The organism is Polynucleobacter sp. UK-Mo-2m-Kol15 (genome assembly GCF_018881505.1).
In the GTDB taxonomy this organism is placed as follows: Bacteria; Pseudomonadota; Gammaproteobacteria; order Burkholderiales; family Burkholderiaceae; genus Polynucleobacter.
The window spans coordinates 764252-790864 of record NZ_JACVQC010000001.1 but is presented as its reverse complement, the minus strand read 5'-3'; the positions used below and the strand labels follow the sequence as shown (position 1 = coordinate 790864).

Genomic DNA, 26613 nt, shown 5'->3' with positions numbered 1-26613 from the left:
TTATAAACTCTTAAACAGCATATCTGTATTGGCAATAACAAAACCTGGACCGCTAGCTAAAGCCAGCTCCTGCAAGCCTTGATCCAATTTCTCTTGACCCATTTCACTAGCAATGAACGTGGGGCCACCCTGCCACCGAGGAAAACCATAACCATTTACCAAGGCAACATCACAATCGCTGGCCTGTGTAACTACATTTTCTGATAACAGGTGCGCAGTTTCATTGATCATTGTTAAGAGAACGCGTTCCACAATTTCGTCTGTACTGAGGCTACGTCTAGTAAGGCCTTTTGCCCTACTAGCAGAATCAATCATTTCATTCACTATTGGGTCAATCGACTTGCTATTTGAGCCCTCAGCATAGAGGTAATAACCGGCACCAGTTTTCCTGCCAAGTCGGCCAGCTAAGCATAATGAATCGGGGATGCCAACATATCGATGTGCAGGGTTTCGGCTGGCGGCTAGACTCTTACGCATCCCCCAGGCAATATCGAGACCAGATAAGTCGGCAACAGCGAAGGGGCCCATTGCAAAACCGTAATCCTCAAGTGCCTTATCTATCTGCTCAGGATAGGCACCCTCCTCCAACATAAATTCACATTGCCGGCGATAAGCGGCATATATTCGATTGCCAATAAAGCCAAATGAATTCGCGCTGATGATCGGCATCTTTCCTAAACGTTTAGCAAAGCCTAGCCCAGTAGCAATTGCAGCAGGGGATGTTTTTTTGCATCGAATAATCTCAATCAACTTCATGATCTGAGCAGGACTAAAAAAATGCAAGCCAAATACGCGCGATGGATTTTTAGTTTTTTCAGCAATTGCATCAATATCTAGGTAGGAGGTATTAGAAGCCAAAAGTGCGCCATCTTTGGCATACCTATCGATCTTCTTAAACACCTCATGCTTAACTTCAATATCCTCAAATACCGCCTCAATAATTAAGTCCGCGGAAGCAATTAATTCCCAATTCGAAGCATGTGAAAAGCGCTGTAGCAATTCACATATCTGGGCTGGACTTATCTTGCCACCCTGCACACGAGACTCGTAATATTGCTCAACCCGCTTTACGCCGTTAGATAATGCTGCCTCGTGTTGATCAAGCAAAATGACTGCATAACCTGCATTTAAGCAAGCCATCGCAATGCCAGATCCCATGGTCCCGGCACCAATGACGGCAATTTGACTTAGTTCTATAGCTTTAGTATCGCTTTCACTCAAGGCTTTAAAAAGCTTGCGCTCAGAAAAAAACTGATGTCTTAAAGCTTTCGCCTCGCTCGAAACTCGTAAACTCTGAAATACATTGCGCTCAATAGACAAACCCTCATCAATTGGTAACACTAAAGAGTTACAGACCATCTCAATCGCCTTTTGCACTTGTGGGCGATTTTTACCTGCCTTCAATGCTTTTTGCGAAGCACTCGCAATCGCCTCAGGCGCAGATATTGGCGTCGCAATATCCCGAATGCGATTTTTTGTACCAATCATAGATCTAGCAAGAACAAGTGCATTAGCCAGTAAATCTGTTTTTACAACCTGGCTCACGATTCCAAGCTGTAGAGCTAGATCGGCCTTAATACGCGCCCCAGTACAAATGAGTTCAATCGATTTTTCAACGCCAATTAATCTTGGTAAGCGCTGCGTTCCACCCGCACCTGGAATAATCCCAAGAGTGACCTCAGGCAAGCCAAGTACAGTCCCTTCCAATGCAATTCGGGCATCGCATCCCAAAGCTAATTCGAAACCTCCACCTAAAGCGGCACCATGCAAAGCACACACCACTGGTTTTGAGCAGCTTTCAATTGCAGCAATCACCAAAGGCAAATGTGGCTCCATTAAGGGCTGCGAGAACTCTTTGATATCCGATCCGGCTATAAACGTAGTTCCACCACCAATAATGACAGCTGCAGTTAGCTTACGATCTACATCAAGTGCATTGATCGCATCCAATAAACCCTGGCGTACCTCAGTCGATCCAGCATTGATTGGTGGATTGTCTACTGTAATAACCATCACATCAGCATCGTGATGAATTTTGATTTTGCTCATCTTTAATTAGCTTCTTTAAACCAGTCAACGAGAAGTTGATTTACTTGCTCTGCCTTCTCATATTGGACCCAATGGCCCGCATCTTTTACTACTACCTTCGCCCTATTCGAGTATCCATATACAAGCTTTTCTATTAAATACTCTGGATTACAGGTCACATCATGCTCGCCCCAGACAAGCAATGTCGGACCAAAATAAGTGACCAATTGCTCAGCTAGTCCTCCAGGTCTTGCAATCGGCCTACTTCTAAAACGTGTTCTAGTGCAGGCATCTTGGTGAACTCGAATAGCTAATTCATCAATCCGATCAGATTCACCAATCATGTGCTGATACAGATTCTCTCGCATGACTTCTTTAAGACCGCTCCAATTTTGACTTTGATACAAATCCCTCCAAGCCAAGAGCTCACCCCGAGGGCGTCTAGGTCCACCATGACCAGCACTTCCTAAGAGCGCAATTCGATTAATGCCATCTCGTTGATTTACCAAGTGAGCCGCAACAAATCCTCCGAATGAAAAGCCAGCAATATTCACTATAGTATTGACACCAAGCAACTCATCAAGTGAAGATCGTAGTGGGCTTAACATCCCCGATTGCAGATCACCCCCAAAAAAGGATGAGTCACCAAATCCCGGCATATCTGGAACAAGAATCTGAAAGTGCTCAGATAAAGATTCAATATTGTTGATCCAATGCTCCCAGCTGCCATGCCCACCATGCAACAAGATTAAAGGCAATGAACCTGATCTCGGCAATCCAAACTCACGCCAAGATACCTGTCCATCTTGATAGGTGATTTGATATGTTTTCATGGGCTTAATATAGAGGCAAACAGGTTAACTAAATACCGCGATACCATCAGCTGCCTTAACGCCCTTGCCATCCGCAAAAACAAAAATTGGGTTAATTTCGCATTCAATCAGACGATCATCAAGACAGGCGACTAATTCTGAAAATTGCACTACAGCCTTGACAACTTTGGGCACATCACACTTTGGGCGGCCACGATATCCATCCAGCAATGGCCAAGTCCTTAATGACTGGAGCATTTCTAAAGCTTCCTGCTCACTAAAAGCCCTACCAGGGGTAATCAAGCGCATGTGTGTATCTTTAAAAAGCTCGGCCGTGACACCGCCCATACCAACTAAAATAGCAGTTCCCAATGGATCACGGTGCATGCCTATCATCAACTCTACCCCACCAGAAACCATTTCTTGTACTAAGAATTCTTCAATAGTAGAGCCTGATCTTGCCTTTACCTCAGCAGTCATCGCGTGTATCTTTTGCGTAATTTCGCTAGCAGCTATATTTAAAGCGACGCCACCCACTTCAGTTTTGTGGGTAATTTGGTTAGACAAGATTTTCAGCACCACCTTATCGCCTAATTCTGAAGCAACTTTAAAATCTGGGTTTACAGCATCCACGACAAATTCTTTCACTCCAGCAATACCAAATGCAGCAAATAGATTCTTGGCCTGATGCTCGTTCAATGATCCATGCAAGCTATCCATATTCAAGTTTGATGGGAGTTTGACTAATTTCCCTTCAATAAAGTGATCACTCTTTAATGCGCTCGCATGTAACATGCTAGACAAGGCAACGCTACAGCTTTCTGGTTGAGAGAAAGCAGGTACACCAAGCTTAGTCATCAGCGCCCCCGCAATCGGCGCATGAGGACTCACATAAGCTATCACTGGCTTATCACTGGTTTGCATGCAATCACGTACAGCGCCAGCCATTAAATCCGGCATAGATAAACTAGATGATCCTAAGATCAAAATTAAAGCGTCATAAGTTGGACTATCCAATAAAGCCGCAATAGCGCCTCGCAATAGATCGGGCTGCAAACCCGCCAGCGTGACATCAATTGGATTGCGATCTAGTACCGCCTGATCCCCGGGCTGTAAAGCGCGCAAACGTGCAGCAGTGACCTCATCAGGAGCAGGAGTATCAAAACCCCACTCGCCCAAACTATCTGCTACCAAAGTGCCAGCACCGCCGGTTGAAGTCAAGATAGCAACACGCCTGCCCTTTAGAACCCTTCCAGAAGATAGGGCCGCAGGAATGTCTAAAAAATCAGAGAACTTATTTGCGCGAATAATACCTACTTGCTTAAAAAGTGCGTCATACATTTTGTCAGTACCAGCCAATGCACCAGTATGAGAAACTGCTGCCTTGATACCTGCCTCTGATTTACCAACCTTATAAACAACAATTGGTTTCCCAGTCTTTTTTGCCCTCAATGCTGCTGCACGAAATTTTTCTGGGTGACGGATACTTTCAATATAAAGAACAATCACTTTAGTGCTTGGATCATCGACTAAGTAATCAACAAAATCGGCTAGACCAAGATCTGCTTCATTGCTTGTTGACACTAATTTGGACAGGCCCAAACCACAAGCAGTTGCTCGCGACAATAGAGACCCCAATATACCGCCGCTTTGCGAAATAACGCTCACGGAACCCTTGGGAAATTCATCCATCTCCAAAGCACTACTGGGAGACAAAGGAATGTCATCGGTAATATTGACCATACCAATAGTATTGGGGCCAAGGATACGCATCGCACCCGCAGCTGCAATGAGCTCTTCTTGTTTTTTCAAACCTTCGGGACCATGTTCGGCAAAACCGCTGGTCAATACAATCGCGGCTGGAGTTCCCAGAGCAGCTAATTCTTTTACTGCGCTTAGAGCCTTGTCAGTTCCCACCATCACAATTGCTACATCAGGGGTTTCAGGCAGTGAATTGATGTCGGGAAAGCACTTTAAACCGGCAATCTCTTCCACGCGGGGATTTACGGGATAAATTTTTCCCTTGAAGTGATGTTTTTGCAAATAGGCGATCGGCCTACCAGCTGTCTTCTTAGGATCCGTTGAAGCACCGATCACCGCAATACTGCGTGGCTCCATTAACTTTTGAATTGCATTATTCATACTTATCTTGTTTCTTAGGTGTTAATTATTTCTGTTTGGCAGCAGCTGCTTTTTCTAAAAAAGCTAGTACAGACTCGCGATGTTCAGTGCTTGTATAACAAATACCTTGAGCTTGACTACCTTGCGAAAACACTTGCGCAGCAGTAGTTTCAAAGGTTTGATTCAGGATAGTTTTGCCTAGAGCTAATGCAGTGGGCGAGCCCTTGCTAAGCTCAACCGCCCATGCTTGGGCATCAGAAACTAAGGAGTCTAGCTTGGCTACCTTGTCCACAATACCAATCTGTTGCGCCTCCTCAAGATCCACTTTTCTGCCGGAGAAGATAAGCTCTTTTGCCCTCACCAAACCTATGCGTCTGGGTAAAAAATACATCCCGCCGCCATCGGGGATGATCCCGCGATGGATGTAAGACCAAGTAAAGCTTGCACTCTCAGATGCCATAATAAAATCACACGCCAAGGCGGTATCAGCCCCTAAACCAGACGCTGGGCCATTCACAGCTGCAATAGTTGGCTTTGGCATCGTATGCAATAAAGCAACAGCATGGTGCACGCGTTGCTGACGATGCCAACCATTAAAGGCAATTTCTCCACTGGGGGCCTGCATTCTTTTTTCCATCCCGGAAATATCACCGCCAGCACAAAAGCCCTTGCCGTTCCCTGTCAACACTAGCGCACGAATTGATTTATCAGCAGCAACTAACTCCAGAGCCTCAATAAATTCGCTACGCATTGCATCACTCATTGCATTACGTTTTTCTGGGCGGTTTAAGCGTAGGGTCGCAATACCATCGATCACACTTAACTCAATTAATTCAAACTTCATTTCAATTCCTTATACAAATCTTTTAGTTGATTTATTCGGGGGCAATATTTGCACTTTTAATTACTGCGCGCCAACGCAACTCTTCAGCCTTCACAAACTTGCCAAATTCCTCTGGAGTGCCCGTTCTAATTACCAAACCCTCCCCCTCTACCCGAGTTTTAAAGGCTGGAGATTGAGCGGATTTTTTAATCGCAGCATTTAACTTATTGATCACATCTGGCGGAGTGCCTGCTGGGGCAAAGTAACCGTACCAACTTCCAGCTGAATATCCCGGAACACCACTCTCTGCAACAGTGGGTAACTTTGCTAACTGCGGTGAAGGTGAGCGATTTGGTGTAGTTACTGCAAGCGCCCGTAGTTTTCCAGCATCTACCAAACTACCCACTGCCGATGCAGTTGCAAACATGACGTCGACCTGACCGCCAATGACATCAGTTAATGCTGGTCCGGCGCCTTTATAGGGAACATGAGTGAGTTTTGTGCCAGCGATTGAATTAAATAATTCACCAGCTAAATGAGCAGAAGTACCGCCACCTTGTGATGCGTACGAGAGTTTTTCTGGATTTGCCTTTGCCGCAGCAAGAAAATCCGCAAACGTTTTATAAGGACTATCTGCTGAAACCACCACCACATTAGGAGAGACCCCAACCAAGATGACAGGTGCAAAGTCCTTATCTTGCGAGTAGGGCAGCTTGGCTTTCAAGCTGGGATTTACTGCATGTGCCAATGTAGCAACGACCAAGGTGTAGCCATCGGGTGGACTTTTTGCTAAAGCATCGGTTCCAATAATTGTGCTACCACCCGGCTTGTTGTCAATCACAATAGATTGCTTTAAGTCATCAGCCATCGATAAACCCAAGGTTCTCGCCACCAAATCAGTACCCCCTCCCGGTGCAAAGGGCACAATGACTTTAATGGAGCGATCTGGGTACTGCGCCAAAACAGGCTTACTAACAACAGCACAAAAAATAAATGGCGTTAGAGCCCAAATAAAATGACGAATTGCCACCCTCAATTGATTAAGCATGTAGATCTCCCAATACTTTTATGAAATTGTTCAAAGATGAGTATGACCCAACTTAGTCAAGAATTTATGGTCTAATTCCACTAGATGGAATCAAATACCACCCCCAAAAAAATAAATCGGTCCCTAGTTAGGGGCTTGGAAATATTACGCTGCTTCAAGCCTGGCATGGATCTCCTGGGTAACGGCGAAATCTCAGAAAAGACTAAGCTACCGCCCTCAACTGTCAGCCGGCTCACCCAAACACTTGTCCTCTCAGGATTTCTCGAGCACAGTGAAGAGCATTCCGCCTACCGACTAGCCCCTACTGTTCTCAGCCTTGGTCATGCCTACAAGATGGGCTTACGAGAACTTAAGCTGGCCGAGCCCTTAATGAGAAAAGCCTCTGAAAAATACAAGCTCAATGTGGGGCTAGCAATCGCAGATCGAATGGAGATGGTTTACCTAGAGTCAGTTCGGTACACTAAAAACATCGCTTTACGCACCGTTGTTACAGGTCAACGCGTCCCAATAGAGCGAACATCGCTAGGAATGGCTTGGATTGCAACCCTCAAACCCGATATGAGGAAAAAATTGATGGCGGAGCTTAAAAGTCAAAAATTAAAAAATTGGACTCAAATTGAAGATGACATTCACACTGCGATAGAAAGCATTGTAAAGAATGGTTACTGTATTGCCAGCTGGCTTCCAGAGATTTTTGCCATCTCCACCCCGTTAACTTTACTAAACGGTCAGCAAGCTTCTTTAAATTTCAGCGCGCCAGCAGATAGCGATCTCAGTAAAGTCATCAACGACTACGCCCCTCATCTACTTCATTTAAAAGATATGATTGAGTCTGCATTCACCACTAATTTAAAAGCCACTTAATATTATGAAGAATAAAAATATTACCCCTGTATATATCTGTGACGCCATCAGAACTCCAATTGGCCGATATGGTGGATCGTTATCCAGCGTGCGCGCAGATGATCTAGGGGCTGTTCCAATTAAAGCATTGATGGAACGAAATCCTCAGGTTCAATGGGATCAAGTGGACGATGTTATTTATGGCTGCGCTAATCAAGCGGGTGAAGATAATCGCAATGTAGCGCGCATGAGCGCCTTATTAGCAGGGCTTTCACCAGCAGTGCCTGGCGCAACCATTAATCGCCTTTGCGGCTCAGGCATGGATGCTGTTGGCACGGCGGCTCGCGCCATCGCAGCAGGAGAGGCAGAACTGATGATTGCAGGCGGGGTGGAAAGCATGAGTCGCGCGCCCTTTGTTATGCCTAAGGCAGAATCTGCTTTTTCTCGTAACAATTCTGTACAAGATACCACCATCGGATGGCGCTTCATCAATCCGCTGATGAAAAAAGCATATGGCGTGGATTCCATGCCAGAGACAGCAGAAAATGTGGCTGATGACTTCAAGATTAGCCGCGATGATCAAGATCTCATGGCACTAGCCAGTCAAAATAAAGCCTCTGCTGCGCAAGCAAATGGTCGACTTGCGAAAGAAATTACCCCCGTGGTCATCCCACAGAAAAAAGGGGATCCAATTGTCGTGACACAGGATGAGCATCCCCGAGCAACCACCATTGATGTGCTTGCAAAATTAAAGCCGATTGTTCGACCTGATGGCACCATAACAGCTGGCAATGCATCAGGAGTAAATGATGGGGCCTGTGCTCTGCTATTGGCTAGTGAGGATGCAGTCAAAAAATATCAGCTCAAGCCTCGTGCCAAGATTATTGGAATGGCTACTGCAGGCGTAGCTCCACGGATTATGGGGATTGGTCCTGCGCCCGCTTCACAAAAACTACTCAAGCGTCTCGGCATGACTATCGACCAGATTGATGTTATCGAACTCAATGAGGCGTTCGCCGCTCAAGGTCTAGCAGTACTGCGTGAGTTGGGTGTGGCTGATAATGATATCCGGGTCAATCCAAATGGAGGTGCCATTGCTCTTGGTCATCCATTAGGAATGAGTGGTGCCCGCCTCATCACTAGCGCAGTATTCGAGCTAGAAGAACAAAAGAAGCGTTATGCCTTATGCACAATGTGCATTGGAGTAGGTCAAGGTATTGCGATGATTATTGAGCGAGTGACTTAAGACCGAATAATTCCCTCAGTAGTCCAACTTGAAATTTCCGCATCACTAAACCCAAGTGTGCGGAGAATTTCACGGGAATGCTCACCAGACTTAGGCGGCCCCTGTCGCACCCCAAGCCTCTCGCCACCCATCATAAGAGGCAATAAAGGTACCACCGTCTCTGACCCTGTATTAGGCCCATCCGTTACCTGAATGGGGGCAAGACCACCAGTTGCCCTCAAATGAGGATCATCAAATAGCTGTTCGGGTCTCGTAATTGGTGCAAATGGCAGTCCATGAGACTCAAATATTGAACTGATTTGAGCCGCAGAAAATCCTAAAAGTCTTTTTTTGATCTCTGGAATTAAGCTTGATCTAGCCTCTACACGTAAGTTATTAGTCGCCAAAGTAGCGTCTTGAAATAAATCATCGAATCCAAATGCATCACAAAATATTTTCCATTGCGTGTCAGACACCACAGCTAGAAAAATTTTCTCACCTTCTGCAACTTCAAATACATCATAGATTGCCCAGGCGGAGATTCGACTTGGCATTGGTTTAGGAGCCTTGCCAGTAACCGCATACTGCATCATATGCTGACCAACTAGAAAGATATTATTCTCAAATAAAGAGCTTTGAATTTCTTGCCCTTCACCCGTAACATCTCGCTGCTTCAAAGCTGCCATCACTCCAATTGCACCAAAGATCCCACCCATAATGTCATTCACCGAGGAGCCCGCTCGCAAAGGCCTATCTTCTGGTCCAGTCATATAGGCTAAGCCACCCATCATTTGAACAACCTCGTCTAAAGCTGTTCGATGATCATAGGGTCCGGGTAAAAATCCTTTATGCGATACATAAATCAATTCAGGGTGTGCTGGATGCAAAGTCTCATAGTCCAACCCCATTTTTGCCATTGTTCCAGGCTTAAAGTTTTCGCTCACTACATCTGCAGAGGCAACTAACTTTTTAATAATCTCCATGCCCTCGGGAGTTTTCATATCAATCGAAAGACTTTTTTTATTTCGATTAAACATCGGAAAAAATCCGGCGCCAGAGCCTAATAATCTTCGAGTTTTATCACCGTCTATTGGCTCAACCTTAATCACCTCAGCACCAAGGTCAGCAAGAATCATTCCACAAGTAGGCCCCATCACCATATGAGTGAATTCAACAACACGAATGCCAGAATATGGCAGCGACTTATTAGTATCCATTAACGTAGATTCTCTTTATATGCATCAAAGCCTTTTGGAAGACCTGCCTCCGGAACCATTCCATAAATAGCCTCATGCGGCAATCCAGCTTGAAGAACTTCTCTGGCTCTAAATAATTTATCGAGATCAACTCCTGTCCGAACCCCCATCGCCTCAAACATAAACACCAAGTCCTCTGTAACTACATTGCCCGAGGCGCCTGGCGCGTAAGGGCATCCACCCAAGCCACCCATTGATGAATCAAAGGAGGTAACCCCCTCTTCATAAGCTGCCAAACAGTTTGCTAGACCAAGCCCACGAGTATTGTGCAGGTGGGCAGCGCCCGCCTTATCTCCAATGGCGCCGCGTAAACGGCGAAATAATCTTTTAATTTGAGAGGGGTTGGCATAGCCAGTCGTATCTGATAAACCTACATCATCCACTCCAGCAAGTGCCGCCTGCTCTGCAAGCCCAATCACCTCATCCTCAGCAACCAAGCCTTGTAACGTGCAACCAAAAGCAGTGGCAATGCCGACCTCGATTTTTATAGATGGTGCATGGGCATTTCTAAATTCGACAATTCGCTTGAGCTCCTTAATCATCTCCTCTCGCGTCTTACGAACATTGGCCAAGGAATGCGCAGCACTGGCAGAAACTGGAATAGTAATCTTGTCTGCTCCAGCCAAAATAGCATGTTCAGCACCTTTTAAATTCGGCACTAGTGCCAAGACAGTTAAACCATTTAAGGTCTTTGCATGTTGCACAATTTCTGCAGCATCAGCCATCTGTGGCAACATCCTTGCGGGCACAAATGATGCTACTTCAATTTCACGAATACCCGCATTAAATAAAGCATCTACCCAAAGCTTTTTATTTAGTGTTGGCATGATGGTTTTAATTGATTGCAAACCGTCCCTAGGTCCAACCTCACTAATTAAGACTGCAGTTGACGCCACATGCATATTGTTCTATCCTATAGAATAACGTTCTAGATATTTAACCATATTTTATAGAATAGAGCATGCCCAGAAGATCTCGTAATGCGGATAAAGATAAGATCTCCCTATCAAATGATGGGGTTGCGTCTGTTGATAAAGCGCTAACCATTCTTCGACTCTTTACCCCGCTAAATCCAGAGCTCACCCTCTCTCAGATCTCTCTTGAAACCGGGCTTTACAAAAGCACTTCATTAAGAATGCTGGCATCTTTAGAAAATGCAGGCTTGGTAACTAAAAAAATGGATGGAAAATATATTCTTGGCCCATCGGTAGCGTCACTTCATGGCGCCTACCAGGCGAATACATCCCTAGAAAATATTGCCACACCCATCTTAAGACTACTAGTTGATTCAACCCAAGAAAGCGCTGCATTTTATGTACGGCAGGACGATAAGCGATTATGCTTATTCAGAGTAGACTCAAACCAAGCGTTACGTGATCATATTAAAACTGGCGATCTACTACCCCTAGATAAAGGTGCTGGCGGCAAAGTCTTAATGGCTTTTGAAGGCGCCACTGGTAAAGTTTTCTCAAAAATTCGCGAAGAGATGGTTCTTGCAATTTCTGGTGATAGAGTAAAAGAAATAGCAGGAATTTCAGCCCCCGTTTTTAATTCGCAAGGGTTAATTGGTGTAATTACCTTAACGATGCCAGCCTATCGAATGCTTGAGAAGCAGAAGAAAATAGTAAAAGATAGCGCCAAAAAATTAACTGAATTATTGGGTGGCACCTTTAAATAATAATGAAACTATGAAAACCTATCTACTTCGCCTAATCGGTCAAGATGGCTGGCTATCGCCACTTCGATTTGATGGCTTTCGGGCGCTCTGGTTTACCTGGCTCATTGCTAATATATGCATGTGGATGAATGATGTGGCCGCTGCATGGACGATGACTTCACTCACCACCTCAACTACCCTGATTGCTTTAGTACAAACAGCATCCAGCCTTCCAGTTCTTCTGCTTGGATTACCTAGTGGAGCGATGGCAGATATTGTGAATAGAAAACATTATTTTGTATTTACACAAATCTGGTTAGCAATCAATGCGACTGTGCTCATGCTATTTCTGGCGATTGGCACTCTAGGGCCCTACACTCTTCTATTGCTTACATTTACTAACGGAATTGGTCTTGCTATGCGCTGGCCTATTTTTGCAGCCGTCGTCCCTGAACTAGTTCCAAAAGACTCTCTACAACCAGCATTAGCACTCAACGCTATTGCCATGAATACCTCAAGAATTATTGGGCCTTTAGTGGCAGGGTTCATTATTGCGATTGCGGGAAGTCAGTATGTTTTTGGACTGAACATGGTCCTCTCTTTGATTACTACAGCTATTGTTTTACGTTGGCAATATCAAAATTATGTTCCAACCCTACCGGGTGAGCGCTTTATTGGGGCAATGCGAGTGGGGGTGCAACATGTTTGGCAATCCAATCGCATGCGTATCATCATTATTCGGGCATTTTTATTCTTCCTACAATCCACTGGACTGATTGCACTATTACCCGTCATTGCAAAAGATCACTTTGAAGGTGGGGCAGGCACCTTTACCCTACTGCTATCCTGCCTTGGGATTGGAGCAATAATTGCGGGAACACAAATTCCGCGCATCAGAAAACGTTTCAAATCTAGCAATCTAGTGAACTATGGAGTAATCATACTTTGCATTGCCTGCGCAGGAGTTGTACTTGCTCCAAATATATGGATTGCATCACCATTAATGATGGTTTGTGGAATGGCCTGGCTAGCAGCCGCTAATTCATTAACCACTGCAGCACAACTCACACTTCCCGGTTGGGTTAGAGCAAGAGGCATGTCTATCTACCAAATGAGTCTAATGGCTGGTAGTGCCTTAGGTGCTGCAGTATGGGGGAAAATAGCCAGTGAACTCGATGTGACCAGCAGTATTTTAATTAGCTCTGTTTTTGGTCTGATGACCCTATTCTTAATTCGAAATTATCGAATAGATAAACATGCTGTAGATGATATGACTCCAGTATGCCCACTAGAAAGGCCATATGCAACCAAAGACATTGATCTACAAGCAGGCCCAGTGGTTATCTCTATTGAATACCATGTTCATAAAGATCGCCTTGAGGAATTCCGAGAAGTGATGGCCCGTGCTCGCAAATCCAGACTGAGACAGGGTGCCTTGTCATGGAGCCTATTTGAGGATGCAGAACACATTGGGAACTTTATTGAAAACTTTGTCTTTGAAACTTGGGCTGACTATCTTCGAAGATTTGATCGTTTCACTGTACAAGATTTGGCAATGCAGGAAGAACGGCAAAAATATCATATGGATTCTCAGCCACCTCAAATTACTAGAAAAATTGCATCTCGACTAAAGGATTAGCGCCGGCAAAACAGAATCTTTTTTGAATTTAGTCCTGACTGATTCCGCAAGAATCAAATGAGTTCACTAATCTCGATTAAATTGTGATCGGGGTCTCGTACATAAATCGAGTTTATTTTTGAGGTGGCGCCAGTTCGAGTAATTGGGCCCTCAATAATGGGCCAGCCCTCTTGATTGAGTTTGGCAATCACTATATCTAAAGATCTATCAGCTATAAAACAAAGGTCTAGTGCACCAGGAGTTGGTAGGTCTGCTTTGGGCTCAAACTCTTTACCCTTGATATGCAAATTAATCTTCTGATTACCAAACTTAAATGCCTTACGCTCTACTGGTGGCGTTCCACCAATAAAACTTTCTAGCGTCATCCCGAGTACTCGGGTATAAAAATCAACACATTCAGTTTCGTGAGCAGTAGTGAGAACAAGATGGTCTAAATGATCAATCACGCCAATATTCACCTTACATTAGTCAGCAATATGTTTCCAGCTTATTGATTCCGCTCTATTGAACAGGTGCAGCATGCAAATCACATGTTCTGCCTGCTTTTGCTACTTGCCCTGGGACAGGATGCCCAACAATCAAGGGAAGTTTACGAGCTAAACCTAGTAATTTAGGGATATCGATTCCGGTGTCGTACCCCATAGCATCCAACATATGAATAGCATCCTCGCTCGAGATATTGCCACTGGCACCTGGTGCATAAGGGCACCCACCTAAACCACCAAGCGAGCCATCAAATCGGGTAATACCCGACTGCACAGCAGCAAGAACGTTAGCCAATCCCATTCCACGCGTGTTGTGAAAGTGGAAGGTCAGCTGCAAATTACCAAACTTTTTTTGTAAATTATTTGCCATGCTTGCAACCTGTGCAGGATGCGCCATTCCAGTTGTATCGCAAATAGTTACGCCGCGCACGCCTAAATCTGCAAAGCGCTGAACAAACCCCTCTACTTCACTTTGTGGCACATCGCCCTCCATAGGACATCCAAATGCAGTAGATAGAGATACGTTGATTGGCGTTCTACCGTTTACATACTGAATAACCTCGGCTAGTCCAGCGAAACTCTTTTCTCGGCTCATTCTTAAATTAGCCTGATTATGGGTTTCAGATGTTGACATGACAAGATTAAATTCATCAGCGCAAGATTCAAGGGCACGCTCTGCACCACGTAAATTAGGCACTAGGACTGTGTACTCAACACCTGGTACTCGCGCAATTCTACCCATTACCTCTTCAGCATCACGCAGCATTGGAATTGCTTTAGGTGATGTAAAAGAAGTGACCTCGATCTTGGCAAAGCCACATTGGCTTAATTCATCTACTAATTTGACCTTGTCATCCGTAGGAATAAAGTTAGGCTCAATTTGAAATCCATCCCGAGTCACAACATCATTAAAATAAATTCTATTCATAATATTTAATTACTTGAATTGATTGATGATTATTTAGTAAAGGCAATGCCACGCTCTTTTAAAGATGCTACTTGCCCCTCCGTTAAACCAATGCCGTACAGAATTTCATCGGTATTCTCTCCAATATCTGGGGCTAAAGATTTAATCGAGCCTGGTGTACGAGAAAGCTTAGGAAGCACACTTGGAACAGCTAGTGTCGTACCATCATGCATTTGGATATTTTCGATATTGCCTCGCGCTTTAAAATGTGGGTCATTTGCGATGTCAGCTACGGTATAAATTTTCCCCGCAGGGACTGCGACAGAATCCAATAGCTGCAAAGCCTCATCAGTCGTGATTGCTTTAGCCCATGCACCAATTGCTTGGTCTAATTCTGCAACACGGGCAACCCTACCATCATTATTTTCGAGCGCTGGGTCATTAGCCAAGTCCACTCGGCCTATCATATTCATGAGACGCTTAAAGATGCTATCGCCGTTACCCGCCACCAATACATAACCACCATCAGCACAAAGATAGGCATTACTTGGGGCAATACCTGGTAAAGCACTACCACCAGCCTGCCTGACTTCCCCGAACGCACTGTACTCAGGTAACAAGCTTTCCATACAATTAAAGACCGCCTCATACAAGGCAACATCAATTACCTGGCCTTTACCACTTCGGTGACGCTCTTGTAAAGCCAGTAAAATTCCAATTACCCCATGTAAGGAGGCCAAGGTGTCGCCGATACTGACCCCAACACGCACTGGGACTCTGCCTGGTTCCGCGGTTAAATGCCGCAAACCACCCATAGCCTCAGCCACTACACCAAATCCCGGCTTATCTCGATAAGGACCAGTTTGGCCATATCCACTAATTCTTAAAACAATCAGCTTAGGGTTAAGTTCCAGTAACCTCTCGGGATCAAGACCCCATCCTTCTAGAGTTCCAGGTCGAAAATTCTCGATTAATACATCCGCTTCGACTATGAGAGTTCGAACAATTTCTTGGGCTTCAAGTTGTCTGAGATCTAAGGATAGAGAGCGCTTGTTGCGTGACTGAACCTGCCACCACAATGAAGTACCATCTTTTAGCAGTCGCCATTTACGCAGGGCATCACCTACTTTTGGTGGCTCAATCTTAATAACATCAGCACCAAAATCCCCAAGCGTTTTAGCAGCAAAAGGACCAGCGATGAGCTGCCCCATTTCAATGACTTTTAATTTGGCTAGCGGCTCCATATTCACACTCAAAATAGTTTATTTTTCATAATGGATCAAAATACAGCGAAGAAATTAGTATTAATTTTATAGTTTTATTAGAAAAGCGTGGCTGATGCCGTAAGAAAAAACCACCCTAAGGTGGTTTTATATCTGCACAGACCAATCTTATTCGCTAGTAATTTTCTTCTCTCTAATGAGGCGACCCCAGGTTGCCGATTCCTTGGCCATGTATTTTGCAAGCTCGTCTCGTGTGTCAGGCATTGGTGTGAGTCCATGATCATTTAACTGCTTGACTACGTCAGGCGACTTCATCACCTTAACCAGCTCGACATTCCAGCGATCCAATATGGCGTCTGGAACCTTAGATGAAGCAACAAAGGCATACCAATTGGTTGCATTAAAACCAGGATAACCAGATTCTGCAATCGTTGGGACTTTAGGAAGTGCCTTTAATCGTTGCGGACCAGTTACCGCCAAAGCATTCAGCTTGCCATTTTCAATATAGGCTTGCGCTGTGCTGTAGGTTGAAAAATAAGCTGCTACACGCTCACCCAATAAATCTTGCATTGCAGGTGAACCACCTTTATATGGAATATGCACCGTATCAATACCCGCCATTTCATTAAGCAACTCTCCTGCAAGATGTGAGGCTGAACCAGGGCCAGTAGATGCATATTCTAGTTTTTTAGGATTCTTCTTGGCAAAGGCAACATATTCTGCAAACGTCTTGATACCTGTACCTGAATTGACCACTAGCACATTAGGAAAGTTAACGGCCATGGTGATTGGTGCAAGATCTTTAAAGGGGTCATAAGGCAGCTTCATCATATGCGGTGCAATGGTGAGTGGGCCAACCGAACCATACAAGATCGTACTACCATCCGTTGGGCCATTCGCAACATACTGATGTGCGATATTTCCACCGGCACCACCACGGTTATCTACCACTACATTGGCACCAATATTCTCACCCAACTTCTTGGCAATGATCCTAGCAGAGGTATCAGCAGCGCCACCTGCTGCAAAGCCAACAACTAGAGTAATTGTTTTTTTAGGAGGGAACTCTTGGGCGCAAACTGAATAACTCAAAAAACCAACGGCAATACCTAGGAATATATTCAGGATATTTTTCTTTTTCATCATCAACATTTAAATAATCTCCATTTAGATCACGTTTGATATTTAATCAATCGTGATCTTCGCTTTTTCAATTACCTTTGCCCAACGAATTTGTTCTGCCTTAATGAATGCACTAAATTGAGCCGGCGTATCCCCTACCAATATCGCCCCATCCTCTAACATCCTCTTGGAGTCTTCCTTCGATTTAAGGGTCTTCGCAATTTCTCTTTGTAATTTATCGATGATAGGCTGCGGTGTTCCAGCAGGGACGATAATTCCGTACCACTGAGATGTCTCAAATCCTTTGTAGCCTGACTCCGATAATGTAGGCACATTTGGCAAAACTCTTGATCTATCAGCGGACCCAACGGCTAGTGGGCGTAAAGTCCCACCTTTGATTTGCCCCATTAAGGAAGGCAAGCCATTGAATGTCGCCTGAATCTGGCCGCCAATCAAATCGGTCAGCATGGGTCCAGATCCTTTGTAGGGCACGTGCACTAAATCTATTCCAGCCTCAGAGGAAAAATACTCCATGGCCAAATGACCGGCACTTCCATTTCCTGCTGAGCCGTAGTTAATTTTTCCTGGATTTTTCTTAGCATCTGCAACGAAATCAGCAAGCGTTTTGTTCGGACTTTTCTCGCTAACTGCAATCACATTGGGAACTTTTGCGACTAGGGTTACCGGTGCAAAATCCTTATTAGGGTCATAGGGTAATTTCTTACCAAATAAGGCTGGGTTAACTGCGAGAGTACCAACGTGACCCAGCATTAAAGTATAGCCGTCAGGGTTCGCGCGCTTAACCTCTTCCATAGCAATATTACCTGCACCGCCTGGCTTATTATCAACATAAACGGATTGACCCAAACTAGCGCTCAAGCCGCTTGCAACAGATCTTGCAACAATCTCAGAAGTACCACCAGTGGCAAATGGCACGACCAAACGTATTGATTTTTCTGGGTAGTCGGCTAATGCTGCGCTCGATGAAATCATTACCGCAAAGGCTATTAAAAAATTTCTCACTCAAGGTCTCCAATTGTTTTTAAGGGCTAGCAGATAACTACTGCACTCCCCCTATAAACGCATTATTACCCACAATCAGCTGAGATTCAGTTGGAGATTTAATTCGGTGAGCGAAACCCTAAGGTGATATTCGGGATAACCCTAGATCCTGTTCGATACCAAAGCTAACCTAGCTTAGTTGCCACATATTTTGAAACAATCGGGCCAAAGGCTAAGATAAATAAGAATCGGAATATCTGTACAGACATCACAAAACCGGCATCTACAGCCGTTGTTGCAGCAATGACTGCAACAGAATCTGCTCCACCTGGAGAGGATGCCAAATATGCTGTGAATAAATCATAATCAGACAATTGCCATAAACCAATAGCAATCACACCGCTCAGTAATATTAAGGAGCCAATTGCCATCAAAACTTGAGGTAGAGCGTGCCATGCGTGCCTTAAGATCTGTGCATCAAAACGCAGTCCAATACTCCACCCAACGACGGCATAAGCTACTGTCAGCAATAAAAGTGGTAGCTCAATGACCATGAGACCAAAATACTGCAATGTTGCACCCAATATCAATGGCAAGATCATTGCTCCACCTGGAATACCAAGCTTATATGCAAGCGGGGACAGACCTAGCACTAAACCTAAAGTCATCAGCAGATTTGAGCTATCAAGCGCAAGCCAATGGGGCGCGATAGCTGTCTGCATCAAGCTCACTGAAGTACAAAAGTGTGCAATGGCTGCAGCAATAACGGTCACCGATGCAACTCGTAGATATTGCATAAAGGCCACCAATCGTACATCAGCTCCATAGGCCTCAGCCATTACCACCATTGCAGCTGAGGCTCCCGGAGCTAGACCCCATACTGCGGTACTCCCAGGGAAAATGCCGCGACGCATAAACACCCAACCTACGATAATGCTGGCAAAAAATACAGATAATGTGACACCCAGAATAATAGGCCAACTTTTTCCAACATTATTCAACGCTTGTGGCTGTAGACTTTGAGCCATCAAACAACCAAGAACACCCTGAGCCAGCGCAAAGCACCACTTTGGAATCCTTAAAGCTGCACCTCGGGTAGCCATCAGAATTGCAGCAAACATACACCCCAACAAAATAGCAGCAGGAAAATGCCCCAGATATAGCGCGACAGAAAGTAAAGCGCTCAATAAAAGTAATATCATCCAGCGGATCGGAATACTTAAATGGGCAAAATGAAAATTCATTAATGAGGTGAGATTTTTTAGATGGCAATAATTTTTACGGTTTTAGGAGGGCACCCCCTGTGCCATCGCCTATCTATCAAAGATAAGGGCAAAGTCGTATTCAACTAGTGCAGAGAAGTGTTCGGACAATTTATTCTGTCTTAAGCCTATTGAATTGAGTACAAATTAATTTCATCTTCATCTAACTGGGCAATGAGGCCAGTCTCCCACTCAAGGTAACGACGTGCTGCTTCCTTATTGCCATCATGGCGATCATGAACAAAAAATAAGAAATCAATACAGTCTGAATCCGGCGGAAATACTTTTGAAGAAGTCGTCTGAAGCTCTTTTGGAAACTGGGAACCCTCCACTTCATAAAGATGAGTACTTAAACCACTTCCCTCGAGCTCTAGTAGCGCTCCATAAGTAAGAGCAGGATCATCCGAAATGATCACAATCGACTTTGAAGTATCGCCAATCATTTCTTGCAGTCGAGGGCGAATTGCCCAAATTGAATTTAATAAATGAGCATGGCGGAATTGCATACTGCCGCGAATATCTAAAACAGAAGCAGAATTATCTCGAAGAATTTCTTGCAAGCTATCAATGCCAATAGGTGTCAAACCAAGCCGAGGATTAATTTGAGGTCTTTCAAGACTTGCCTTACTGTGAATACCGTCTTGTAAAACTGCAACATCATGACCCATCTGCTTTAACCAGCTGGCCACAGTAATCGCCCGTACACCATCAGAGTCATACAAGACAATTCGCGCATTTCGAACGCCAACAAATTGATCGGTAGCCTGAATCATTTGTCCGCCTGGAGTATTTTGCGCTCCAGGCAATCCATTCATTGCAAACTCTTCTGCAGTTCTCACATCACAGAGATACAAGGAGCGACTCTCGTCTTTTTTCCAAACAGAAAATTGCTCATCAGAAATTAATGAAATATCAAACTTACTTAATAGGGCCTCAGCAGCAGCCAGTATCTCACCATCAACTTTAGGCTGAGCGTACTGAGCAATTTTTCCATGATCCAATACAAAGTCATTTAAGTACCAACCTTGGGTACCATTCTCTAATGCATAAATTGGATTTTTAATTCCCAAATTAATCAAAGTTTGGGCGCCAATAATACTGCGTGTTCTACCAGCGCAGTTAATAATGATTTTGGTGTTCGTATTATTTACATGACTTTTAATGCGATAGGCTAGCTCTCCGTTTGGGCAGCATAAAGCCCCAGGAATGCTCATTTTTTTAAATTCGCTTTGCGGCCTACCGTCCAGGACGATGAAATCATCCTCATCGTTCATCATCTTGACTAAATCATGAGCGGTGACGCGAGGTGTATGGCACTGATGCTCTACCAGCTCGCCAAAGGTTTTAGATGGTAGATTGACACCAGCAAATAAATTGAATCCAGCATTCTTCCAGCCTAGAGCACCTTCGCTTAAAATATAAATATCTTGATAACCCTGCTTCACTAGTGCTTTGGCAGCTCTGATCGATACTCCAGAGCCGTTATCGTCATAGACAACCAGTCGCACAGACTTGCGGGGCGCCAATCGAGCAGCATCAAACTCCAATCGGCTATAAGGAACTGAAGTCGCCAAGAAAAGATGTGACTCACCATATTGACCATGCTCACGAACATCAAATAAAGCAATTTCAGAGCGATCATGAAGCCACTGCTTTAAGGTTTTTGCATCAACAGATTGAATCGACATTACAGCTCCTAGTGATTGGATGAACAATTACTCAGCCTTAATATTGAGACGCTTGATTACCTTATCCCACTTCGCCAAATCAGCATCTACCATGGCAGTAAATTGGGGTATTGTCATTGGCTTAACCTCGAGACCCTGTCCAGCAAGCTTTACCTGGTTCTCAGGATTCTTTAAGGCATCATTAACTGCTGTATTAATCTGCTCCAATGTTTTTTGCGGTGTCTTCGCAGGCGCAAACACACCATACCATGGCTCAAAACTAAACCCTTTCAGACCGCTTTCATTTAGAGTGGGGAGCGTTGGCAAGGAAGGAGTCCTGGCCAATCCAGACGTGGCTAACGCCCTTACTTGGCCAGAGTCAATATAAGGTTTAATAGATGCAATCGTCATCAGCATCGCCTGAATTTGACCGCTAATTAAATCCGTAATTGCAGGTCCAGAGCCCTTGTATGGAACATGGGTTGCCTGAAAATTGCCGGCATCTTCAAACATCTCCATTGCAAGATGCCCCGCACTACCAACTCCACCGGAACCATAATTAATCTTGCCAGGATTCTTCCTAGCGTACGCCAAAAACTCTGTAATATTTTTTGCAGGCAAGGAGTTAGTAACCACCAGTACATTTGGTGTCACACCAATATCCGCGACGGGAATAATATCCTTGCGTGTATCAAATGGCAGCTTATCGTATAGTGCTGGATTAAATACAAAGCCCATATGGTGAAACATAATTGTTTTTCCATCTGGACTCGAAGTGGCTAGCTTTGCAGTTGCAATAGTACCGCCTGCACCGCCTTTGTTATCAACAATAATATTGTCACCCAAAGACTTACCCAAATCTGGCGCGAGTTGTCTAGCAACTATATCCACTGTTCCACCGGTAGCAAACGGGACAATGATAGTTGTCGTTTTGCTAGTCTGAGCGCTTGATAAGCACGCAAAAGATAACAGGAAAATACTGACGATATTTTTGAGGTGCATTACATTGTCTCCAGGTATAAAAGAGTAGAAGAGTGTTTTAGACAAAATCGTATTTCTTCATTTTTGCTTCATCCAGCGTAACGCCTAAACCAGGGCCATGAGGAAGGCTCAAAGATCCACTAGAGATATCCAACTTCTGAGTCACAATATCGTCAACTGTTTTTAATGGGCCAACGCATTCCAAGCCTGGCAAGACATCTGGACTAGTGCAGGCAAACATAATTTCTGCAACCGTATTCACGCCTAAGCCAAAACCATGCCCAATGACGACCTTCAGACCTGCTGCACTTGCCGTCTCTAACATCCTGCGGGCCTTTAAAAATCCCCCCTGCTTCATGACCTTTAACTTCACAATATCAGCAGCATCGGCCTTAATAACCGCAATTAAGCTTTCGTGATCAACAATAGATTCATCAGCCATAATTGGAATACCAACAGCCTGCCTCACCTTAGCCATGCCAGATAGATCATCAGCATGGACTGGCTGCTCTAGAAGCTGTAAGTCAAATGGCTCCAGCAATTTACCGAGTGCAATTGCCTCATCTACCTGATACCCAGCGTTTGCATCAGCACGTAATTTCATACTTGGACCTACAGCCGCACGAATTGCGGCTATACGATCTCTATCGGCATGAATATTTCCACCCACTTTAACCTTGGCCGACTTAAACCCCTTATCAAACCATTTTTTTGCTTCAGCAGCAGCCTCATCGGGCGGTAAAATTCCTATCCATGCATTGAATTGCAGGGCATCAACAACTTGGCCGCCAAGATAGGTATAGACGGGTATATCTAATTTTCCACAAATAAGATCCGTACAAGCCATTTCAATTGCAGCTTTTGCATCATAAAAGTGATCGACCTTTTTATTCATTGCAATGAGTAATTCATGAATATTGAAAGCATCTACTCCAATCATCGATGGTGCCAACACCTCCTTAAGCACCTTTAATGAATCCTCAATCGTCTCAACAGAGTAACCCGGAGAGGGATCTATATTCCCCAGGCCTATCCGACCATCGTTATCGGTAATACGAATAACAGCGCTCTTTTGCACTGTTTTAGTGGCATATGCATTCTTAAACCCGCCGCCTACTAGCGGCATTGCAACGCCAAAAACCTCTACCTTATTAATGATTGACCTCATATTGCCTGCCTTATTCAAATGGAATGACGGGACTGCCTTTAATTTGGGTACGATGCATTAAGCGCCTAGATTGAGGATCAAAACTATCTCGACGATGTAATGTACAGCGGTTATCCCAAAGTATTAAATCATGCAATTGCCAAACTTGTGTAAATGTAAATTCTGGATTATCAATGTGTGCCCACAACTCATCTAGCAGTTGATTGCTGGCATCTAAGTCCATCCCCAGGATGTAGCTATTGCGGCGTCTGCCCAAAAATAAACAGGGTAAACCTGATTCAGGATGCTTTGACACCAAGGGTTGATGTGCTCCGGGCGCTTCTCTTGGATCAGTTACATCCTTCATCCCTTTGCGAATCATGCCTGCACTATTGTAAGTGGCATCATGAATAGCTTTGCGACCTTTAATCTCTTGCTTTAAGTGGGCTGGTAAAGCTTGATAAGCCAAATACATATTGCCCCATGCAGTATCCCCACCAGTCGGCGGTATTTCAAGTGCATGCAAAAAGGAGGCTTTAGGTGGGGTGTCGATGTAAGTCATATCCGCGTGCCATACCGCCTCCCCATCCCCTAATCCTCCAACCGGTTGTTCGCCAACCTTAATATTAGAGATCACATTAATATCCGGAAAATCTGCGATGAAAGGTTTTCCATAAGAATTAGGTCCTGGCGGATCTATCTCACCGAAATTACGACTGATCTCAAGTAGCTGAGGATCGGTTAACTCCTGCCCCCTAAATCTCAACACTAAATGCTCTTTCCAAGCGGCCAATATTTCACCAAGATCTTCCTTAGAAAGTGGCTTAGAAATATCTACACCTGAAACCTCAGCACCCAGCGCATCAGCTAATTTTTGAATTTTTAATTTAGCCATCTCTCACACCCTCAGATTTAATAAAGAATTTAAAACTTTTTTGAAAAAACAGCATTGCAGATATATGGCAACGCTCCAAAAGTCTATTGAAGTCGGTAACTTATTCTGAATTGCAACAGCATTAGGCAAATCCTAGCGCTTACCCCTGATCCTCAATGCTATTTCTTAAGATGCCAATATTTTCGATTTCGATTTCACAGATATCACCCGGTTTCATAAAAACGGGTGGCGTTCTTGCATAGCCCACTCCCGCAGGTGTGCCAGTAATTACCACATCACCAGGCTCCAAAGTCATACATTCAGTGATTAAGACAATTGTCTCTGCAACATCCCATAAAAAATCTTTCGTATTGGCATTTTGCATTACCGCTCCATTTAAGCGGGATTGAATCTGAAGGCCATGAGCTCCCTTAGGCAACTCATCTGGCGTTACCAGCCATGGGCCAAATCCACCAGTCTGATCAAAGTTTTTGCCAATAGTCCATTGGGTGGTTTTACGTTGATAGTCACGCATGCTTCCATCATTAAAAATACTGTAGCCAGCAATGCAGTCAAGCGCATTTTGTCTATTTAAATTACGGGCTCTTTTACCCACTACAAATGCTAGCTCTGCCTCGTAATCTAATTTATCAGAAACCTGAGGTCGGATTAGTGGAGCCCCATGAGCAGCAAGCGAGCTAGGGACACGCATGAAGAAGCTGGGATACTCAGGCCGCGCATTACCCCCCTCCTTGGCATGATCAGCATAGTTCAGCCCCATACAAACAATCTTTCCAGGTCGATCAATCAAAATATCAAACTGAATATCGGAGAGATTTCTGATAATTGCATTGGGGTTTGCAAGCGCCTTTTTAGCTATTGCTAGTTCGGGATCCATTGCAATCAAACTACCTAAATCTGCTGGGATGCTGGTATCGGTTGCGCATAAATCAACAAATTCATTTGAGTCTTTTTTGCAAAGAACTCCAATACTTTTTTTATTGCTCTGATCACGGTAACTAAAAAGTCTCATACAGTCTTTCTAAATAATTTCTTTAATGCTAATAGATTAAATAAGTGGGTAAGATAACTATCTATTAGTTCACACTCATCTTGGATTCCTTAACCAAAATAGCAGAAGACTCCATCTCAGTCCTTACCATTTGATCAAATTTTTGAGGGCTCATCAGGATGGGCTCCGCCCCAAGCTTATTAATTTGAGCAACTATTTGTGGCTCTTTCATGATCTTAATAATGCCCTCATTCATACGATCAATAATTTTGCTTGGAGTTTTTGATGGCGCAAAGACACCTACCCAGAATACATAAGAGGAGTTCGGCACGCCTGCCTCATTTGTTGTTGGCACGTTAGGCAGAACGGGAGACCGCTTATCGGTACCAACAGCTAGGGCTTGTAACTTGCCATCCTTAATCAGTGGCAGCGCAGAGACAATGGGTGAAAAGAACCAATCCACTCTACCTGCAATGGTATCGGTAATTGCGTCTGGCGTTCCTTTATATGGAATGTGATTGGCATTAATTTTTGCAGCTAATTTAAATTTCTCTGCATTCATATGGGTAGCGGAACCATTACCTGCAGAAGCATAGTTTTTGGTGCCTGGCGCAGCTTGTGCTTTATTAATTAAGTCCTTTACTGACGTATAACCAGAATCTGAGGCGGTAACCATCACATTAGGCAACTCAACCAAGGAAGTAACGCCAGAAAAATCCTTCAGAGTATCGTAAGGAAGGTTGCTATACAACGATGGATTTACAACGTGTCCTGAGGATGTGATTAAAAATGTATACCCATTTGGATCTGACTTGGCAACAATAGCCGCCCCGATTGTTCCTCCGGCACCTGGCTTATTCTCTACAAATATGGAGGTTTCTAGCGTCTCGGCTAAGCGATTCGCGATTAATCGAGCAATAACGTCGGTTCCACTTCCAGGCGTAAAGGGAACAATAAATTTGATCGTTTTTGCTTTCGGCCACGGAACCTGAGAGTAAGCAGTGCCAGCACCAAATACTGAGATCGCAAAGATCAAAGTAAAGCATTGGATGGGGTATTTTAAAAAGCTCTGTAGTTGCCTCATGATTTATATCCTTCGCATTGAATTTAAAATAGGATTTAGGGAGATGCCATTATTAAAACTACTTTTGCAACTTGATTGCTGAGATTTTTTAACTGCCTTTTTTCACCAACTAAAAAAACACATGAATCATTTAGACCTAGCACGGCTTCCGATTGTTGGCCATCAGTTGATTCACAAAGAACTGTTATCTCACCCTCAACAACGAAATAAATTTTTTCTACATTTGACCCATCAAATCCAGTTTGACCTCCTGGCTCAAATATACTCATACCCATCCACATCTGATTACAGGGGCTAGCCTCCTTACCCTGTAGACGTAAACAAGTCATATCATCATGGTTGGGAGCTTCATAGGTTTTAGCTTCTTTAAAGCGCGTAATGTGCATCTATTTTCT

General features: G+C 44.2%; 24 protein-coding genes. 4 read left to right on the top strand and 20 right to left on the bottom strand.

The window, feature by feature from the left end; all coding sequences use genetic code 11:
• Genes ICN43_RS04150 through ICN43_RS04130 form a run of 5 tightly spaced genes read right to left on the bottom strand, consistent with a single transcriptional unit; the run spans nt 1 to nt 6832 of the window.
• Nucleotides 1-2049, bottom strand: a complete 2049-nt coding sequence (locus tag ICN43_RS04150) for a 3-hydroxyacyl-CoA dehydrogenase NAD-binding domain-containing protein (RefSeq protein ID WP_216197341.1) — start codon at nt 2047-2049, stop codon at nt 1-3.
• Between the two features lie 2 nt (nt 2050-2051).
• Nucleotides 2052-2861: an alpha/beta fold hydrolase gene (locus ICN43_RS04145; protein ID WP_216197340.1), complete on the bottom strand. Its 810-nt coding sequence runs from the start codon at nt 2859-2861 to the stop codon at nt 2052-2054.
• Nucleotides 2862-2885: 24 nt separating this feature from the next.
• A complete protein-coding gene (locus tag ICN43_RS04140; RefSeq protein ID WP_216197339.1) occupies nt 2886-4982 on the bottom strand; it encodes an acetate--CoA ligase family protein in 2097 nt (698 codons plus the stop codon).
• A 25-nt stretch (nt 4983-5007) separates the two neighbouring features.
• Entirely contained in the window at nt 5008-5805 is a 798-nt protein-coding gene (locus tag ICN43_RS04135) for an enoyl-CoA hydratase/isomerase family protein (protein ID WP_216197338.1), read from the bottom strand.
• 31 nt (nt 5806-5836) lie between these two features.
• Nucleotides 5837-6832: a tripartite tricarboxylate transporter substrate binding protein gene (locus ICN43_RS04130; protein WP_216197337.1), complete on the bottom strand. Its 996-nt coding sequence runs from the start codon at nt 6830-6832 to the stop codon at nt 5837-5839.
• Between the two features lie 84 nt (nt 6833-6916).
• On the opposite strand from ICN43_RS04130, the gene ICN43_RS04125 reads away from it, so the two are divergent.
• Nucleotides 6917-7696 (top strand): IclR family transcriptional regulator, encoded by a 780-nt coding sequence (locus ICN43_RS04125; protein ID WP_255533415.1) that lies wholly within the window; start codon nt 6917-6919, stop codon nt 7694-7696.
• Between the two features lie 19 nt (nt 7697-7715).
• A complete protein-coding gene (pcaF, locus tag ICN43_RS04120) occupies nt 7716-8921 on the top strand; it encodes a 3-oxoadipyl-CoA thiolase (protein ID WP_216199895.1) in 1206 nt (401 codons plus the stop codon).
• On the opposite strand, the gene ICN43_RS04115 is transcribed toward pcaF, so the two are convergent.
• Nucleotides 8918-10117 carry a CaiB/BaiF CoA-transferase family protein gene (locus tag ICN43_RS04115; protein WP_216197335.1) on the bottom strand — a complete coding sequence of 400 codons (1200 nt, stop codon included), beginning with the start codon at nt 10115-10117 and terminating at the stop codon, nt 8918-8920. The genes pcaF and ICN43_RS04115 overlap by 4 nt on opposite strands.
• The gene (locus ICN43_RS04110; RefSeq protein WP_216197334.1) at nt 10117-11058 is read right to left on the bottom strand and encodes a hydroxymethylglutaryl-CoA lyase; all 942 of its coding nucleotides are present in this window, start codon (nt 11056-11058) and stop codon (nt 10117-10119) included. The genes ICN43_RS04115 and ICN43_RS04110 overlap by 1 nt, the downstream gene beginning before the upstream one ends.
• A gap of 59 nt (nt 11059-11117) precedes the next feature.
• Between ICN43_RS04110 and ICN43_RS04105 the strand changes: the two genes are divergently transcribed.
• Complete coding sequence (locus ICN43_RS04105) at nt 11118-11834, top strand: IclR family transcriptional regulator (RefSeq protein WP_216197333.1); 717 nt, start codon at nt 11118-11120, stop codon at nt 11832-11834.
• A gap of 10 nt (nt 11835-11844) precedes the next feature.
• Nucleotides 11845-13452, top strand: coding sequence for an MFS transporter (locus tag ICN43_RS04100; protein ID WP_216197332.1), 1608 nt, complete (start codon nt 11845-11847; stop codon nt 13450-13452).
• A 53-nt stretch (nt 13453-13505) separates the two neighbouring features.
• Here the strand turns inward: ICN43_RS04100 and ICN43_RS04095 are convergent, their stop codons facing one another.
• The 13 genes from ICN43_RS04095 to ICN43_RS04035 all read right to left on the bottom strand — a co-directional run bounded on the left by ICN43_RS04095 (nt 13506) and on the right by ICN43_RS04035 (nt 26604).
• Nucleotides 13506-13898 (bottom strand): VOC family protein, encoded by a 393-nt coding sequence (locus ICN43_RS04095; protein WP_216197331.1) that lies wholly within the window; start codon nt 13896-13898, stop codon nt 13506-13508.
• A 55-nt stretch (nt 13899-13953) separates the two neighbouring features.
• Nucleotides 13954-14865, bottom strand: a complete 912-nt coding sequence (locus tag ICN43_RS04090) for a hydroxymethylglutaryl-CoA lyase (RefSeq protein ID WP_216197330.1) — start codon at nt 14863-14865, stop codon at nt 13954-13956.
• Nucleotides 14866-14894: 29 nt separating this feature from the next.
• The gene (locus ICN43_RS04085; RefSeq protein ID WP_216199893.1) at nt 14895-16088 is read right to left on the bottom strand and encodes a CaiB/BaiF CoA-transferase family protein; all 1194 of its coding nucleotides are present in this window, start codon (nt 16086-16088) and stop codon (nt 14895-14897) included.
• Nucleotides 16089-16235: 147 nt separating this feature from the next.
• A complete protein-coding gene (locus tag ICN43_RS04080) occupies nt 16236-17210 on the bottom strand; it encodes a Bug family tripartite tricarboxylate transporter substrate binding protein (protein ID WP_370623196.1) in 975 nt (324 codons plus the stop codon).
• Between the two features lie 42 nt (nt 17211-17252).
• On the bottom strand, nt 17253-18212 hold the full coding sequence (locus tag ICN43_RS04075; protein ID WP_370623151.1) for a Bug family tripartite tricarboxylate transporter substrate binding protein: 960 nt from the start codon (nt 18210-18212) through the stop codon (nt 17253-17255).
• A gap of 164 nt (nt 18213-18376) precedes the next feature.
• A complete protein-coding gene (locus tag ICN43_RS04070; RefSeq protein ID WP_216197329.1) occupies nt 18377-19435 on the bottom strand; it encodes an AbrB family transcriptional regulator in 1059 nt (352 codons plus the stop codon).
• A gap of 146 nt (nt 19436-19581) precedes the next feature.
• Nucleotides 19582-21141, bottom strand: coding sequence for a rhodanese-like domain-containing protein (locus tag ICN43_RS04065; RefSeq protein ID WP_216197328.1), 1560 nt, complete (start codon nt 21139-21141; stop codon nt 19582-19584).
• Between the two features lie 27 nt (nt 21142-21168).
• Nucleotides 21169-22122: a tripartite tricarboxylate transporter substrate binding protein gene (locus ICN43_RS04060; protein WP_216197327.1), complete on the bottom strand. Its 954-nt coding sequence runs from the start codon at nt 22120-22122 to the stop codon at nt 21169-21171.
• Nucleotides 22123-22159: 37 nt separating this feature from the next.
• Nucleotides 22160-23269 (bottom strand): mandelate racemase/muconate lactonizing enzyme family protein, encoded by a 1110-nt coding sequence (locus ICN43_RS04055; RefSeq protein WP_216197326.1) that lies wholly within the window; start codon nt 23267-23269, stop codon nt 22160-22162.
• Nucleotides 23270-23279: 10 nt separating this feature from the next.
• Nucleotides 23280-24143 carry a TauD/TfdA family dioxygenase gene (locus ICN43_RS04050; protein WP_216197325.1) on the bottom strand — a complete coding sequence of 288 codons (864 nt, stop codon included), beginning with the start codon at nt 24141-24143 and terminating at the stop codon, nt 23280-23282.
• Between the two features lie 139 nt (nt 24144-24282).
• Nucleotides 24283-25155 (bottom strand): fumarylacetoacetate hydrolase family protein, encoded by an 873-nt coding sequence (locus ICN43_RS04045; RefSeq protein WP_216197324.1) that lies wholly within the window; start codon nt 25153-25155, stop codon nt 24283-24285.
• A gap of 64 nt (nt 25156-25219) precedes the next feature.
• Nucleotides 25220-26218 carry a tripartite tricarboxylate transporter substrate binding protein gene (locus ICN43_RS04040; protein ID WP_216197323.1) on the bottom strand — a complete coding sequence of 333 codons (999 nt, stop codon included), beginning with the start codon at nt 26216-26218 and terminating at the stop codon, nt 25220-25222.
• 35 nt (nt 26219-26253) lie between these two features.
• Nucleotides 26254-26604, bottom strand: a complete 351-nt coding sequence (locus tag ICN43_RS04035) for a cupin domain-containing protein (protein WP_216197322.1) — start codon at nt 26602-26604, stop codon at nt 26254-26256.
• Nucleotides 26605-26613 lie beyond the last annotated feature (9 nt).

Coding starts and splice junctions, on each gene's coding strand:
- ICN43_RS04150 (WP_216197341.1), bottom strand. CDS start 2,049: ATGAGCAAAATCAAAATTCATCACGATGCTGATGTGATGGTTATTACA.
- ICN43_RS04145 (WP_216197340.1), bottom strand. CDS start 2,861: ATGAAAACATATCAAATCACCTATCAAGATGGACAGGTATCTTGGCGT.
- ICN43_RS04140 (WP_216197339.1), bottom strand. CDS start 4,982: ATGAATAATGCAATTCAAAAGTTAATGGAGCCACGCAGTATTGCGGTG.
- ICN43_RS04135 (WP_216197338.1), bottom strand. CDS start 5,805: ATGAAGTTTGAATTAATTGAGTTAAGTGTGATCGATGGTATTGCGACC.
- ICN43_RS04130 (WP_216197337.1), bottom strand. CDS start 6,832: ATGCTTAATCAATTGAGGGTGGCAATTCGTCATTTTATTTGGGCTCTA.
- ICN43_RS04125 (WP_255533415.1), top strand. CDS start 6,917: ATGGAATCAAATACCACCCCCAAAAAAATAAATCGGTCCCTAGTTAGG.
- ICN43_RS04115 (WP_216197335.1), bottom strand. CDS start 10,117: ATGGATACTAATAAGTCGCTGCCATATTCTGGCATTCGTGTTGTTGAA.
- ICN43_RS04110 (WP_216197334.1), bottom strand. CDS start 11,058: ATGCATGTGGCGTCAACTGCAGTCTTAATTAGTGAGGTTGGACCTAGG.
- ICN43_RS04105 (WP_216197333.1), top strand. CDS start 11,118: ATGCCCAGAAGATCTCGTAATGCGGATAAAGATAAGATCTCCCTATCA.
- ICN43_RS04100 (WP_216197332.1), top strand. CDS start 11,845: ATGAAAACCTATCTACTTCGCCTAATCGGTCAAGATGGCTGGCTATCG.
- ICN43_RS04090 (WP_216197330.1), bottom strand. CDS start 14,865: ATGAATAGAATTTATTTTAATGATGTTGTGACTCGGGATGGATTTCAA.
- ICN43_RS04085 (WP_216199893.1), bottom strand. CDS start 16,088: ATGGAGCCGCTAGCCAAATTAAAAGTCATTGAAATGGGGCAGCTCATC.
- ICN43_RS04080 (WP_370623196.1), bottom strand. CDS start 17,210: ATGAAAAAGAAAAATATCCTGAATATATTCCTAGGTATTGCCGTTGGT.
- ICN43_RS04070 (WP_216197329.1), bottom strand. CDS start 19,435: ATGAATTTTCATTTTGCCCATTTAAGTATTCCGATCCGCTGGATGATA.
- ICN43_RS04065 (WP_216197328.1), bottom strand. CDS start 21,141: ATGTCGATTCAATCTGTTGATGCAAAAACCTTAAAGCAGTGGCTTCAT.
- ICN43_RS04060 (WP_216197327.1), bottom strand. CDS start 22,122: ATGCACCTCAAAAATATCGTCAGTATTTTCCTGTTATCTTTTGCGTGC.
- ICN43_RS04055 (WP_216197326.1), bottom strand. CDS start 23,269: ATGAGGTCAATCATTAATAAGGTAGAGGTTTTTGGCGTTGCAATGCCG.
- ICN43_RS04050 (WP_216197325.1), bottom strand. CDS start 24,143: ATGGCTAAATTAAAAATTCAAAAATTAGCTGATGCGCTGGGTGCTGAG.
- ICN43_RS04045 (WP_216197324.1), bottom strand. CDS start 25,155: ATGAGACTTTTTAGTTACCGTGATCAGAGCAATAAAAAAAGTATTGGA.
- ICN43_RS04040 (WP_216197323.1), bottom strand. CDS start 26,218: ATGAGGCAACTACAGAGCTTTTTAAAATACCCCATCCAATGCTTTACT.
- ICN43_RS04035 (WP_216197322.1), bottom strand. CDS start 26,604: ATGCACATTACGCGCTTTAAAGAAGCTAAAACCTATGAAGCTCCCAAC.